General features: G+C 73.1%; 11 protein-coding genes. 6 read left to right on the forward strand and 5 right to left on the reverse strand.

Annotation, left to right across the window (positions count from 1 at the left end):
• Positions 1-3 precede the first annotated feature (3 nt).
• The 5 genes from ACFHWU_RS24280 (at position 4) to ACFHWU_RS24300 (ending at position 8,156) form a co-directional block, all read left to right on the forward strand.
• Entirely contained in the window at positions 4-966 is a 963-nt protein-coding gene (locus ACFHWU_RS24280; RefSeq protein WP_416591674.1) for a M56 family metallopeptidase, read from the forward strand.
• Complete coding sequence (gene cydD / locus ACFHWU_RS24285; protein ID WP_416591675.1) at positions 963-2,726, forward strand: thiol reductant ABC exporter subunit CydD; 1,764 nt, start codon at positions 963-965, stop codon at positions 2,724-2,726. Before ACFHWU_RS24280 ends, cydD begins: the two co-directional genes overlap by 4 nt.
• Positions 2,723-4,564: a thiol reductant ABC exporter subunit CydC gene (gene cydC, locus ACFHWU_RS24290; protein ID WP_416591676.1), complete on the forward strand. Its 1,842-nt coding sequence runs from the start codon at positions 2,723-2,725 to the stop codon at positions 4,562-4,564. The genes cydD and cydC overlap by 4 nt, the downstream gene beginning before the upstream one ends.
• A gap of 80 nt (positions 4,565-4,644) precedes the next feature.
• A complete protein-coding gene (locus tag ACFHWU_RS24295; protein WP_416557243.1) occupies positions 4,645-5,676 on the forward strand; it encodes a DNA primase in 1,032 nt (343 codons plus the stop codon).
• Positions 5,677-5,705: 29 nt separating this feature from the next.
• Entirely contained in the window at positions 5,706-8,156 is a 2,451-nt protein-coding gene (locus ACFHWU_RS24300; RefSeq protein ID WP_416591677.1) for a transposase, read from the forward strand.
• On the opposite strand, the gene ACFHWU_RS24305 is transcribed toward ACFHWU_RS24300, so the two are convergent.
• The 5 genes from ACFHWU_RS24305 to ACFHWU_RS24325 form a co-directional block, all read right to left on the reverse strand.
• The gene (locus tag ACFHWU_RS24305; RefSeq protein WP_416591678.1) at positions 8,144-8,320 is read right to left on the reverse strand and encodes a hypothetical protein; all 177 of its coding nucleotides are present in this window, start codon (positions 8,318-8,320) and stop codon (positions 8,144-8,146) included. The genes ACFHWU_RS24300 and ACFHWU_RS24305 overlap by 13 nt on opposite strands.
• A 103-nt stretch (positions 8,321-8,423) precedes the next feature.
• Positions 8,424-9,011: a GTP-binding protein gene (locus ACFHWU_RS24310; RefSeq protein WP_282232215.1), complete on the reverse strand. Its 588-nt coding sequence runs from the start codon at positions 9,009-9,011 to the stop codon at positions 8,424-8,426.
• Position 9,012: 1 nt separating this feature from the next.
• On the reverse strand, positions 9,013-9,390 hold the full coding sequence (locus ACFHWU_RS24315) for a DUF742 domain-containing protein (RefSeq protein ID WP_123605492.1): 378 nt from the start codon (positions 9,388-9,390) through the stop codon (positions 9,013-9,015).
• A 117-nt stretch (positions 9,391-9,507) separates the two neighbouring features.
• A complete protein-coding gene (locus ACFHWU_RS24320) occupies positions 9,508-9,912 on the reverse strand; it encodes a roadblock/LC7 domain-containing protein (protein WP_278171351.1) in 405 nt (134 codons plus the stop codon).
• Positions 9,909-13,457, reverse strand: coding sequence for a nitrate- and nitrite sensing domain-containing protein (locus ACFHWU_RS24325; protein WP_416591679.1), 3,549 nt, complete (start codon positions 13,455-13,457; stop codon positions 9,909-9,911). Before ACFHWU_RS24325 ends, ACFHWU_RS24320 begins: the two co-directional genes overlap by 4 nt.
• Before the next feature lie 301 nt (positions 13,458-13,758).
• Between ACFHWU_RS24325 and ACFHWU_RS24330 the strand changes: the two genes are divergently transcribed.
• A partial coding sequence (locus ACFHWU_RS24330; RefSeq protein WP_416569180.1) for a hypothetical protein occupies positions 13,759-13,941 on the forward strand: 183 nt, incomplete at its 3' end.

Raw genomic sequence — 13,941 nt, forward strand, 5'->3', positions numbered from 1 at the left:
GCCATGGCACACGGCGCGCACTTCGCCGCGGTGATCCTCGCCTGCTACCTCACCGCGCAGGCGTTGACCCGCTCGGTCTGGTTCGGCCCCGGCTGGACCTGGCGCAGCCCCCGGGTGGCGATCCTCTGCTGGCAGGCGCTCGGCTTGGCGGTCGGACTGGCCGCGATCGGCGTTCCGCTGGCGGTCGGGCTCGCCCCGTACGGCACCGGGCCGGGCCGCGCCGCCGGGCTGTTCGTCGGTAATCTGGCCGCCGGAGTGACCAGCCTGGCCGCCGGACACGGCTGGCCGACGGGCGTCCTCCCGGCCGGGCTGGGGCCGGTCCGGCTGACGCTGGTCGGCGTCGCCGCCGTGATCGCCGCCGTCCTGCTCGGATCCACCGTACGCAGCCTGCTCGCCGCCGTACGGGCCCAGCGTCGCCACCGCGACCTGCTCGCTCTGGTCGGCCGCGCCGATCCGGCCGCACCGGGCGCGCTGGTGCTCGACCACCCCGGCGCGGCCGCCTACTGCCTGCCCGGGGTCCGGCCGACGGTGGTCGTCAGTGCCGGCACGCTCGACCTGCTCGGCCCCGGCGAGCTCGCCGCCGTACTCAGCCACGAGCGGGCGCACGCCGACGAACGGCACGATTTGGTGCTGCTGCCGTTCACCGCGCTGTGCCGGGCCCTACCCCGGGTGCGTTGGCTGCGGGCGGCGCACGACGCGGTCGCCCTGCTGGTCGAGATGCGCGCCGACGACAAGGCCCGGCGTCAGCACGCCGACGAGCCGCTCGCCGCCGCGCTGCGCCGGTTCGCCAGCGCCGGCAGCCGGATCACCCCGGCCGGTGCCCTCGGCGCCGCCGACCTGGAGCTCGACGCCCGGGTACAGCGGCTGCTGCTCGACCGGCCGGCGCCCCGGCTGCGGCCGGCGGCCGCGACTGTGGTCTCCGCCGCGCTGCTCCTGCTGCCCGCGTCGCTGTACCTCAGCTGGTGAGCACCACCGGCACCGCTACCGCACCGGCCGACCGGGCCGGTCGCCGCCGGCCGTTCGATCCCCGGCTGGTGCGGCAGGTGCCGGCGGTACGGGTGCGGCTCGCGCTGCTCGGCGTACTCGGCGTGATCGCCGCCGGTCTGATCATCGCCCAGGCCACCACGCTGGCCCTGGTGCTGGCCGCGGCCGCCAGTGGCGAGCTGCACCGGGCCGCGCTCGGCGGCTTCGTCCTGGCGGTCGCCGGCCGCGCCGCGCTGCTCTGGGCGCAGGGTTACCTCGCCGCCGACGCGGCGGCCACGGTCAAGGCGCAGTTGCGGGCAGACCTGCTGGCCGCGATCCACCGGCGTGGCCCCGCCTGGTTGTCCGGTCAGCGCGCCGGCCAGCTCGCCACCCTGACCGGCCGGGGCGTCGACGCGCTCGACGGCTACTTCACCGGCTACCTGCCGCAGTTGGTGCTGAGCGTGACCGTGCCGGTGGCGGTGCTCGCCCGGCTGGCGTTCGCCGACTGGAGTTCCGCGCTGATCGTCGCGGTCACCCTGCCGCTGATCCCGGTCTTCGGCGCGCTGCTCGGCTGGCACGCGCAGGCGGCGACCGAACGGCAGTGGCAGCGGTTGGCCCAGCTCGGTGGCCACTTCCTGGACATGGTGGCGGGGCTGGCGACCTTGCGGGCCTTCGGACGGCAGCGGGCGCAGGCCGAGGTGGTACGCCGGATGGCCGACCGGCACCGGGTCGCCACCATGGGTACGCTGCGCATCGCCTTCCTCTCCGGGCTGGTCCTGGAGCTGGTCGCCACGCTGGCGGTGGCGTTGGTCGCGGTACCGATCGGGCTTCGGCTGCTCACCGGTGGGATGGCGCTGTCCACCGCGCTGCTGGTGCTGCTGCTCACCCCGGAGGCGTACCTGCCGCTGCGCACGGCGGGCAGCCGGTTCCACGCCAGCATGGAGGGTCTGACCGTGCTGGACGAAGCGCTCACCCTGATCGGCGAGGACGATCCAGCGCGCGACGCCAGCGACGGAGAGCCGGTCCACGACGCCAGCCTCGGCGGGCCGGCGGGCCGAGCGGCACCGGCGGTCGTCGGGTCGCCGCCGGCGGAGATCAGGTTCGAGTCGGTCACCGTGGTCCACCCCCGGACCACGGCGCTGCGGGACGTCGATCTGACGATCCGGGCCGGGGAACGGATCGCCGTGATCGGTCCCAGCGGGGCCGGCAAGAGCACCCTGCTGCACCTGCTGCTCGGCTTCGTCGCGCCGACCGCCGGCCGGATCACCGTCGACGGGGTCGACCTCGCCGAACTCGACATCGAACAGTGGCGGCGACGGGTCGCCTGGGTGCCACAACACGCACACCTGTTCGCCGCTTCACTCGCCGACAACATCGCACTGGGCACGCCCGCCGCCGACCCGGCCGAGCTGTCGGCCGCAGTACGCGCCGCCGCGCTCACCGATGTGGTGGCGGCGCTGCCCGACGGGCTCGACACCCGGCTCGGTGAACGCGGCCACGGCCTGTCCAGCGGGCAGCGCCAACGTGTCGCGCTGGCCCGTGCCTTCCTCCGGGACGCGCCGGTGGTCCTGCTCGACGAGCCGACCGCCCGGCTGGACGGCGCCTCGGAGGCGGCGGTCCTGGCCGGGTCACGGCAACTGGTCACCGGCCGGACCGCGTTGATCGTGGCGCACCGGCCGGCGCTGCTCGACGGCGTCGACCGAGTCGTCCGGCTCGACGCCGGCCGAATCACCGGACGCGACCTCGCGGCGGCCACCCCGTGACCGGCGCCCGGCCGGAGCGGACCGTGCTGTCGCTGGCCCGGCCGTACCTCGGCCGACTGGTCGGGGCCGGTCTGCTGGCCGCAGCAACCGAGGCGGCGGCGCTCGCGTTGATGGCCACCGCCGTGTGGTTGCTGATCACCGCCGCTGGTCGGCCGCCGCTGGACGCGGTCACCGTGGCGATCGTCGGCGTACGGGCGCTGGCGATCAGCCGGGGCGTGCTGCGCTACACGGAACGGTTGGCCGGCCACGACGCCACGTTGCGGGTGGTCACCGACGTACGGTTCCGGATCTTCACCGCGCTGGCCGCGCGGCGGCCGACCACCGAGGACCGGTCCGGTGACGCCCTCAGCCGGTTGGTCTCCGACGTCGAGGCCGTGCAGGACCTGCTGCTGCGGGTGCTGGTGCCCGGCGCCGCCGCAGCCACCGTCGCGGTACTCGCGGTCGCCGGTGCCGCGACGGTCAGCCCGGCGGCGGCGCTCGCGCTGGCGGCCGGGCTAGCGGTCGCCGGTGCCGGTCTGCCGGCGGTCACGGCGCTGCTCACCCGGCGTACGGCCGACCGGGTGGCGCCGTTGCGCGGCGAACTCGCGACGGACGGCGCCGATCTGATTCACGGGGCGGCCGATCTGGCGGCGTTCGGCGGCACCGCCGCCGCCCTGCGCAGGAGCACCCGCCGGGCCCGGGAACTCGCCCGGCTGGAGCGGCGGCTGGCGGCGACCGGCTGGGCGGTCGATGGTGTCGGCGTGCTCGTCGCCGGGCTGACCGTGGCGGCGGTGACGGTGACCGCGTTGCGCGCCGGCGTCGGCGGGGTACTGGTCGGCGTTCTCGCGGTCGGCGCCCTGGCCGCCGTCGAGATGAGTCTGGCGCTGGTCGCCGCCGCCCGGCAGTGGGCGCAGTTACGCGGCGGGCTGCGCCGGGTCGCCGACCTGCTGACCGAAGCGGCCCGGACCGGGACAGGACGCGCCGAGACGGGACGGGTTGACGCTAAGCGGGCTGAGACGGAGCAGGCCGACGCCGAGTCGAGTTCGGCGCGACGGGCCGCAGCCGACCCGGTCGGTGCCGCGACGGCCGACGACCGACGGCGGCCGACGATGGTGCTCGACGGCGTCACGGTCCGGTACCGGGCCGGCACGTCACCGGCGTTGGACCGGGTCGATCTGTGGCTGCCGCCCGGACGGCGGATCGCCGTGGTCGGGCCGAGCGGTGCCGGCAAGAGCACCCTGCTCGGCGTACTCACCGGGGCGGTGCCGCCGGACGGCGGCCGGGTGACGGTCGACGAGGTGGACCTGGCCGACGTGCCGGCCGGAGCGCGGCACCGGTTGATCGGCGGGCTGCTCGCCGAGGCGTACGTGTTCAACGCCACAGTCCGCGACAACCTGCTCCTGGCCCGGCCCGCGGCGACGGACGACGACCTCGCCGCCGCCGCGGCCGCCGCCGGCCTGTTCGACTGGGTACGCGAGCAACCGGACAGCTGGCAGACCCTGGTCGGGGCGGCCGGCAGCCGGATCTCCGGTGGGCAGCGGCAGCGACTCGCCCTCGCCCGGGCGCTACTGGCCGGCCCATCGGTGCTGGTCCTCGACGAACCCACCGAAGGGCTAGACCCGGCGTCGGCGGACACAGTGCTGGCGTCGGCGCTGGCCGCCGCCGATGACCGCACCGTGGTGCTGGTGACCCACCGGCTGACCGGGCTCGAATCGATGGATGAGATCCTGGTGTTGGACGCTGGCCGGATCGTCCAACGGGGCGACCACGCCGAGCTGACCGGACGGCCCGGCTGGTACCAGGAACAGTGGATCATGCAGCGGGCCGCCGAACAGGGTTACCTGACGGCAGCCAACTGAGGCGGGACGGGGTGCGGGCATGCCACACGGCGGGCAGCCCACTAGGGTGTGCGCAGAGTCACCCACCCGACAGTCCGGGTCTGGGCGCCGTCACCGGAGAACACACGGAGGTCAGCGTGGCCAAGTTGCCGAACCAGCCCGATGCCGACCGGCGCACGGCCGGAGCCGACGGTCCTGACGACGAGGCGGACGTCGCGACGGCCGGTGCCGACGCGACCGCCGACCCCGACGACGCGGCGGTCACCGCCGACCGGTCGCTCTGGCAGGACGTACGGATCGACCCGGTTGAGATCGCGTTGCCGGCTGGCGTCGGCTACACGCTGCGCGCCTACCGGTCATCCGCCGCGTTGACCCCCACCGACATCTCCGAGCGCGAGGAGGACGATCTGTTCGCCGCTCGGCAGCGGGCGGCCGCCGAGGAGGACGAGGACGACGAGTCCGTGGTCATCCTGGACGAAGAGTTCGCCGCAGCGCTCGCGGAGGAGGAGAACGAGCAACAGGACGGGTCGACGAGCAAGGCCGGCAAAGGTGACAAGGCCGGCAAGGGTGGCGCCGCCGGTGGGAGTAACGACGCCGACGAAGACGCCGACGAGGATGTCGCCGACACCGAGTCGGCCGACAGCGGTGAAGAGGTGCCGATCTTCCTCAGCCACCGAGGCAAGCTGCTGCTGTTCCGCGACCCCGAGGCGCTGGTCAGCTTCGTCCGGTCCGGCGCGTCGCACGACCTCGCGCAGCTGGACAGCTGGCCGGATCTGGTTGACCGGCTGCAGCCGGCGGACGTGGCGGCACTCCCGGAGGATACCTACGAACTCGACCTCGTGGTGGAGAACCTGCGAGGCGGTCACGACGCCTGGGACGCGGCGCTGCTGATCCAGTCCGGCGAGGTCGCGAGGGACCTCGCGTACGCTCTGCGGATGCCCTCGGTGCTGGACATGCTCTCCACCGGATCCAGGCTGGACGATCTGGACGAGGCGCTAAGGTCGACGGTTGACGGCGGCATCGGCGGTTTCATGGCGCGCCGCAAGTTGAAGAAAATCGGGGCACAAACGGCAAGTCTCGGCTGGCGCACGATCATCGGGAAGATCTCTGCCGCTGCGGACTGGCGCGACTGACCCCTCACCAGGGACCATCAGTCCTTGGCATGACGGGTGTCCGGGAGGAGGACGGCGCGGTGGCGCTCGTGCGGGTGTACTGCGGTCTGGCATCGGCGGACCGGGCTGCCCGGTCGGCTTCGACCGGTCCGGCCCTGTCCGCCGCGATAGTCGACGACGCCGGCCGGCTGCTCGACGTCTGCGAAATCGGCGACGACCCGGCCGGCTACGCCCGGCTGAGCTGCATGCTCATCGAGCGGTCAGGCGGCGCGAGCGGAGCTGCCATCGCCGCTGACAGCGACGACCACGTCGTCACCTCGCTGCTGACCGCCGCCGGTCGCCCACTCGCGGTGGCCGACGACGACGCTGCGGACGACTACGCCGAACGGTTCGCCGACGACGAGTCGCTGGACGAGATGTCCTCCGCGCCGGCCCAGCGGCGCGCCGTCGGGCTGGCCCGGGCGCTCCAGGCCGGGGCGATGTCCGCGGTGGCCCTGCCCGTCTCCCGCGACCTCGTCGCGTACAAGCCGGTGCTGGCCGCGCACGCCGCGTTGGCCAACGGGCGGCAGGCCGCCGCCGTGGCACTGCGCGAGGTGCTCCGGGAGCTGTACCCGGCCGCACTGCGGGCCTATCCCGACCCGGCCGAGCCGGTCGCGCTCGCGGTGCTCGACGCCCTGCCGGAGCCGGGCATGCTCAGCGGCACCAGCTCGCGCAACCGGGAGCTCACCGTCGCCGCTCACGCGGTCGCCGCCCACCTCGCCTCCGACGGGGTGGCCGACGCGCAGACCATCGACGCGGCGGTGACCGCCCTACGGGTGGCGATCGTCGAGTCGCCCCGCCGCGGCACCGTCAACAAGGCGCTCACCTCCGCCACCGCCGAGACGGTGCGGCACGCCGTCGCCGCCGTCCGGGCCTGCGACGCCGCCGCCGACGCTCTGGTCGCCACCCTGACCGCCCGGGTCGTTACCCCGACACCGATCGGCGGGCCGCACGTCGCGCGTCGGGCCGCCGACCCGATCTCCGGTCCGCCGTCACCCGGGCTGCACGCGGTACCGCCGGCCCCGGACGCCGGCCCGAGCCGTACCCCCGCCGGCGGCCGGCGGGCCCGTCCACAGCCGGTCGGCGGCAGCGTTCCCGCCTCCCCCCAGCCGATGACCACACCTCCGGTGGCACCGGCCCCGGTGGCGCCGCCGCCGAACGCACCGGCACCGCTCACCCCGGTGGCCAGGCGGTCCGCCGATCCGGGCAGCGACCGGCCGGTATCCGCCCCTCCTCCGCCACCGCCCGGGATGACCCCGATGCCGGCGCAACGTCCCGGCATCGCGCCGGCGGACGCCGGCGAGCCGTTCCGCGCCACGCTCACCACCGCTGCCATCAACGACGCGCGGGCACAACGCCGACCGACCCCGATCACCCCTCGGCCCGACACCCGGGCAGGTGCCGGTCCGGCCGGTCCTGACCCGGCCGCCGCACCACGGTCGGCGCCGCCGGCGGGTACGGAGCCGGTCTCCGGGACCCCGGTGTCGGCGCACCCGATCTCTGCCAGCCCGATGTCCGGGGCACCGACCTCGGCAGCGCCGGCCAGTGGTTCACCGCTTGCCGAGCCGCCGACCGGGGGTTTCTCCGCGACCGATTACAGCCTGCCCGTTCCCGCCCCGCGGCCCGGTCCGCCGACGTCGTCGCCACCCGGTTCCCGGTCCAACTGGCCGCTGGTGCCGCCGGGTCCCGAGGGCGGCGACGAATCCGATCCGGGCTACCCGGGAGGGCACGAGGAGCACCGGCCGGCCGCGTCCAACGGGCCCAGCGGCCGGGTCAAGCCACCGTGGCTGGCCGACGACCTGCCGCCGGAGCCGCCGATGCTGCGTCTGGTCGAGCCACCGGTCGCCGACCAGGTCCGTCGCGACGACTTCCGACCCGACGGTTACGGACGGCCCGAGGACTACGGCCGGCCCGACGCGCCGGTGGAGACGCCACCGCTGCGCCTCGTGGACGCTCCCCAGCCGCCCCCCGAGTACGGTCGCGGCCGACGGGCCGCCGTGGAGCCGCTGAGCGCCCCACCCGTACCCGATGAGGGAGACGGCGACCTGCTGATCTTCGCGGCGGCACGGTCGGCCTGGTTCGTCCGGCATCCGGAAACCGACGGGGCGGAGTTCGCGACGCAGGCGGACAACGGCTGGCGGGCCGCCGAGTTGGCCGCGCAACCCTCCATCGGTGCCGCGACCAACGCCGGGCTACCGAAGCGGGTGCCGCAGGCCAACCTGGTTCCGGGCTCACCGCTGCGCGACGAACGCCCGCTGCGGATCGTCCGGGACGCGGCGAGCATCGCAGAGCACACCAACGGCTACTTCCGGGGCTGGCGTCGAGGTCAGGAGATCGGCGGGTACGCCGTCGGCGGGCGGCCCGGCCGGGAGGCCGCCGGCGGGTGGGACTTCAGCCGGGACCAGAGCGGGCAGGGCGACGGCCGCGAGTACGAGTACCGGCCGGCCGGTCACCACTCCTGACCGGGGTCACCACCCGCAGCTGACGGGTCGCCCGCGTGCTCGGGCTCGGCGCTGGTGTGCTCGGCCCCTGCGTGCTCGGGCCTGGTGCCGGCGTGCCCCGGCTGCCCGTCGTGCCGCAGGCACCAACTGCCGCCCATGCCCACCCCGCCGATGTCGACAGGCACCACAATCGGACCGGCCGCAAACGACACCTACCGGCGGCACCTGGGTCAGGTGCCGCCGGTTCAGACCGGAGATCGGGAGAGTCTGTGCCGGGTGAGCTGGCGGTCAGGCCGGTGCCACCGCACGCTGACGCCGCATGGTCAGCACGTACTCGACCAGCGAGATCAGCACGTGCTTCGTCGACTCACGGTTCCGCGCGTCACACGCGACGACCGGGACGTCGCTGGAGATGGCCAGCGCGTCCCGCACGTCCTGCGGATCGTGGTACTGCATGCCGTCGAAGCAGTTGATCGCCACCAGGTAGGGCAGCCGCCGATGCTCGAAGAAGTCGATCGCCGCGAAGCAGTCGGCCAGTCGACGGGTGTCGACCAGCACCACCGCCCCGATCGCTCCCCGCACCAGTTCGTCCCACATGAACCAGAATCGAGTCTGGCCCGGCGTACCGAACAGATAGAGGATCAGATCTCGGTCGATCGAGATACGTCCAAAGTCCATGGCGACCGTGGTGGTCGTCTTTCCCGGCACCTGTCGCGTGTCGTCCACGCCGACACCGGCCGAGGTCATGATCGCCTCGGTGGTCAACGGCGTGATCTCCGAGACCGAGCCGACCAGCGTCGTCTTGCCGACGCCAAACCCACCGGCGATCACAATCTTCGCCGATGTCACGCGCCCGGCCATGGGGCGGTGCGCCATGTCAGAGCCTGCGAAGTCCACTCAGCACCCTCTCCAGCAGTTCCGTGCCCACCGCGTCGTTCGTGTCGTCCAGGGATGTCGGCTCGTACACCGCGACCAGGCCGTCCGAGGCCATGTCCGCAATGATGACCCGGGCTACTCCGAGTGGAAGCTGCATCCGCGCCGCGATCTCCGCGAGCGACTGCAGCCGGCCGTCACACAGCGCGGCAATGTACTGGTGCTCCCGGCCCGAGCCGCCCTTCACAGCGCCTGAGGACCGGCCGCGCACCGTCGTTTCCACGAGCGCCTCGAGGGCGATTTCCAGCTTCGGCCGGGTACGACCACGGGTAACGGCGTACGGCCTGACCAGAGCACCGGTCGGTTCATCGCGCTCGGTCATCTGCCGTCACCCCCTCTCGTCCTACCCGCAGCTCCACCTGTCGGAGCTCGTAGCGTCCAGTTCTTCTCTGCGGACCGGCGCCGGTCGTCGACGCCGGCACCGGTCTCGTCAGCGTGGTCAGCCCAGCATTCCAGCGGCCGTGCGGGGCGCTGGCGTCAGCGCCTCGCCAACCCGGTCCACCAGCAGGGCCATCTCGTACCCCACCTGACCGACGTCGGAGCTTCGGGCGGCCAGTACCGCGAACGACGAACCGTCCGATATCGACATGAGGAAGAGGAAGCCGTTGTCCATCTCAACCACTGTCTGCAGCACCGCACCACCCTCGAAACACCGCGCCGCGCCCTGGGTGAGGCTGACCAGTCCGGAGGCGATGGCCGCGAGCTGGTCCGCACGGTCCCGGGGAAGATCCCGGGACGCCGCCAGGAGCAGACCGTCCGCTGAGACCGCAATCGCGTGAGCGACCCCCGGCACGCGATCGGCGAAGTTGGCCAGCAGCCAACCGAGATCCTGCGTAGTTGTCATCCCTCATGCTCCTTGCCAGCCTGCGAGGATTGCTGCCCTCCCGGGGTCGCCCCCGGGTTGGTCGAGTGGTCGTCCTTGGGCTGAGTACGGCCGCGTTGCACACCACGGTGGTACGCGGACAATAGCCCACGGACCGCTTCCGGTGTGCGACGCTGTACCGAACTTGACGCCTTGTCTACGCCACCTGGTACTAGCTGTGCCATCGGGACCCGCTTCGGCAGGCCCGCCTGGGTCTTTTCGGCCACTTCGACATCAGCCGCAGCGCTTGCCGCGCGCCAGCCGTCGTCTGCGGCAGTCTGCCAACTGTCCGGCGTACCCTCGCCACCCCCGCCACCGGCGGCAGCCGGCCGCGAGGTGGCGGCCACCGGCTCCGGCCGGCGCGGCAACGACGAACCGGGCCTGCCGGCCGTGGTCGTCCCGGCTTCCGACGCCGGAGCGGGAGGCCGGGAGGCGTCCACCTTGGCGATCGGCTGGGTGGTGGCGGTCGAGGCCGCACCACCGGACTGCTTGATCATCGCCCCCGCCGCCGCCCGCGCTTCGTCCGCGGTGGGGCGCCGGGTCCGGAACCAGGCCGACTCCAGCTCGCGGAAGATCGGCAGTTCCATTGTCTCGTCGGCGAACTGCTTGGGTGCCGCTGGCGGGGTGACCGTCGGGTGTTGGGCAGTCGCCGCGTTGTCCGGACCCGACCGGGACACCCTCGGCAGTTCGGCGGTCATGTCCAGCGCCGCAGCGAGCTTCTCCGGCACCGGCGGTGCCGGAGTGTCCCGCTGCTCTGCCGCGACCGGCGGCCAGGCCGGAGGTGCCGCGCTGGGCGGCGGCGCGACCGGAGCGGCCGGCGGCGGCGCAGCCGGAGGTGCCGCGCTGGGCGGCGGCGCGACCGGAGCGGCCGGCGGCGGTGTCGCCGACCGCTGCTGGTGCGGCGGTGGCTGCGGTGGGCGTTGGAAACTGGCCGGCTGCTGGAACGCGGTGGGCTGCGGGGCCGCTGTCGGCGGCACCGGTGGAGCCGAGAACGGCCGCACCGGGGGCGCGGAGACCGGCGGGACGTACGGCTGCCCGCTGACCGGTTGGTGGCCGGTCGGCGCGCCGTGGGTCTCCGGCGAGGTGGCGGCCTGACGCGGAATGCCGCTGGTAGGTGCTGCTCCGGTCACCTCGCCGTCGACTGTCCAGTGATCGTTGGATCGGCGCTGTGGCAGCGGACCGGTACGCTGCTGACCATTGGCCGGCGGAGCTCCCAGCACGTCGGAGCCGTTGGCACCGTTCGTGCCGTTGGTCGCTCCGGTCAGGTCCGACCAGGCTGGCATCGGGCGGGCCGGGGCGGCCGGCGGTGTCGCCGGGCCACCACCATTGATCGGTGCCGGTTCGAACGGTCGTGGCGGGGGGCCGGCCGGTGCCGGTGGCTCGGCCGGTCGGCCGCCGAAGCCACCGCCCGACGACCCGTTGCCGCCCTCCAACGCAAGGGGTGCGGCGAACGACGGCCGGGCGACGGCGGGCGTCTCCTGGCCGCCACCGGAGCCGAACGCGGCCGGGGCGGCGTTGCGGCCGGCGAGGGCCCGCGGAATCAGCACCGAGGTCGGCAGGGTGACGTCGGCGACTGTGCCCCGGTCGGCGGCCGGGCGCAGCTCGACCTTGACACCGTGCCGCTTGGCCAGCCGGGCGACCACGACGAGACCCATCATCCGAGACACCGCCACGTCGACCATCGGCGGGTTGGCCAACCGGTCGTTGAGCTCCCGCAACTGGTCGGCGCTGACGCCGATACCGCGGTCCTCGACGTAGAGCACGGCACGGTCGCCGACCCGGCGGGCCTCGACCATCACCTGCGAGTCCGGCGGCGAGAAGGCCGTGGCGTTGTCGAACAGTTCGGCGACCAGGTGGACCAGGTCGTTGACGGATTGCGCGGCGACCTCGATGTCCCGGTCGACCATCCCGAATTCGATCCGGGTGTAGTGCTCGACCTCGGACTGCGCGGCGCGCAGTACGTCGATCAGTGCCGCCGGCTCACGCTGCACGCGGGTAGAGTCCGCGCCGGCGAGAACCAGCAGGTTCTCGTCGTTCCGCCGCATCCGGGTGGCAAGGTGGTCGAGCTGGAATAGTTCGCCGAGCCGGTCCGGGTCCTCCTCGCCGCGCTCCAACCGGTCCAGGTGGCCGATCAGCCGGTCGACCAGGATCTGTGACCGGCGGGCGAGGTTGACGAACATCGTCGACACCGAGGAACGCAGTGCGGCCTGTTCGGCGGCGGTCTTCACGGCCTCCAGGTGAACCGCGTTGAACGCCTCGGTCACCTGACCGAACTCGTCCTTGCTGCGCACCGGCAGCGGCTCGGCGATCTGGTTGGCCAGTTGCATCGGCGAGCTCTGCGCGGAGACCTGCGGGTCCCGCAGTCGGGCAACAGCATGCGGGAGACCGTGCTGGGCCACGGCGAGCGCGCCCTGGCGCAGTTCACGTAGCGAACGCGCCATCGCCCGGGCGACCAGAGCGGCGAAGAGGATCGCCAGCAGCAGAACGACGAGTAGCAGGATCGTCTCGACCAACAACTGCTGCTGTACGTCGTTGCGCAGGATGGTGGCCTCGTTGACCACGTCGCCGTCGATCTTCTGCTCGACGGTGCGGATCAGGTCCGCGTGTCCGGTCAGCGCCGCGTCCCAGGCGTCGGCGTCGAACGGCGTGTCACGCATCGACTCTTCGTTCTGGCCCCGGATGAAACCGCCGTAGGTGTCCGCTTCCCGCAGCGCCGGACCGGCCACCGTCTGGTTGTAGAACTCCAGGTCGTCCTGGACGGCGGCAGCCTCGAAGCTCTGCCGGGACTGGGCCTGGCCGGCCCGGGTACTGATGTAGTCGGTACGCAGTGACGGGGTCAGCGCGTTCTGACTGAACGCCCGCAGCACGACGATCCGCTCACGGGAGAGGAACTCCTTGTTGCGGGCCAGCGAAGCGGCGGCCCGCATGTGGTCGCTCAGCTCGGTGTCGTTGGCCAGCTGGGCGGCCGAGTCGCGGATGTCGAGCAGGTCGCTGAGCAGCACCTCGTAGGCGCGGGCAGCCTCGGTGAGACGGTAGGTGCCGTCAGCGGTGGCGCTGTTGACCACCTGACTGCGCACCCCGGGCAGGTCGGCGAGGTTCTGGTCGATCCGGGAAAGCAGGTTACGGAAGTTCACCGGCAGATCGGTCAGCTCCACGCGGCGCTGCGAGTACGGCGTCCGGGCCTCGTCGACGGTGTCGTGCAGGGCGTTGTACGCGTCGAGGTAGCCCTGCCGGCGCTGCTCGTTCCCGGTGCCGAGCAGGAGCACTGCGGCGGCCCGCTCGTTCTGCAGACCGTGGACCAGGTCGCCGGACGCGGCCGCCAGCGTGGCAAGCGTGCGTGCCTGGGACGCGTTCCCGGCGGTCTCCAGGTGCCCGATGAGGCCGTTGGTGCCGACCACGATCGTCGCCAGGGTCGGCACGATCATGATCAGACCGAGCTTGGACCAGATCGGCAGATCGTTGAGCCGGCCAACCGGCCGGCGGAGACGCGACAGGAATGAATCTGCCGTCTTCGGCCGCTCGCTCACGTCACCGCCCTCCTCATCGGTGCCGGTCCGTTGCACCGGACACCGCCCATCGGCCGACCCGGGCGGATCGGACCCCCGAGATTCCATCACGACGCCACGCAAAGAGAAAGCCCAGGTGGCTCGTCACCGCGAGTGTGATGCGATGGTTATCCCGACATACGACAAATAGCACTTGCCTGGTCACGCTAAGTAAACGCTTCGGTCCGTGTTGCCGGCTTCGAGAGCAACTGTGCTCTCGGAGCGCGACGAGCATCTTACGCCCACCACGTCGAGCCGCCACCACCGATGGGACCCGCCGGACATGGCCCTCCGCGACCAGCCACCGACCGAGTGGTCGGCTGCCAGTGGCCCGAACGGGGGACAGCTGTCGGCGGCAGACGGGCCGTCGGCGGGCCGGCTACCAGATCAGCCGATCAGCTTGGCGTACGCGGGCTTGATGACGTCGTCGATGACCGCCAGCCGCTCGTCGAACGGGATGAACGCA

It is taken from the genome of Micromonospora sp. LOL_015, assembly GCF_048060275.1.
Lineage (GTDB): Bacteria > Actinomycetota > Actinomycetes > Mycobacteriales > Micromonosporaceae > Micromonospora_E.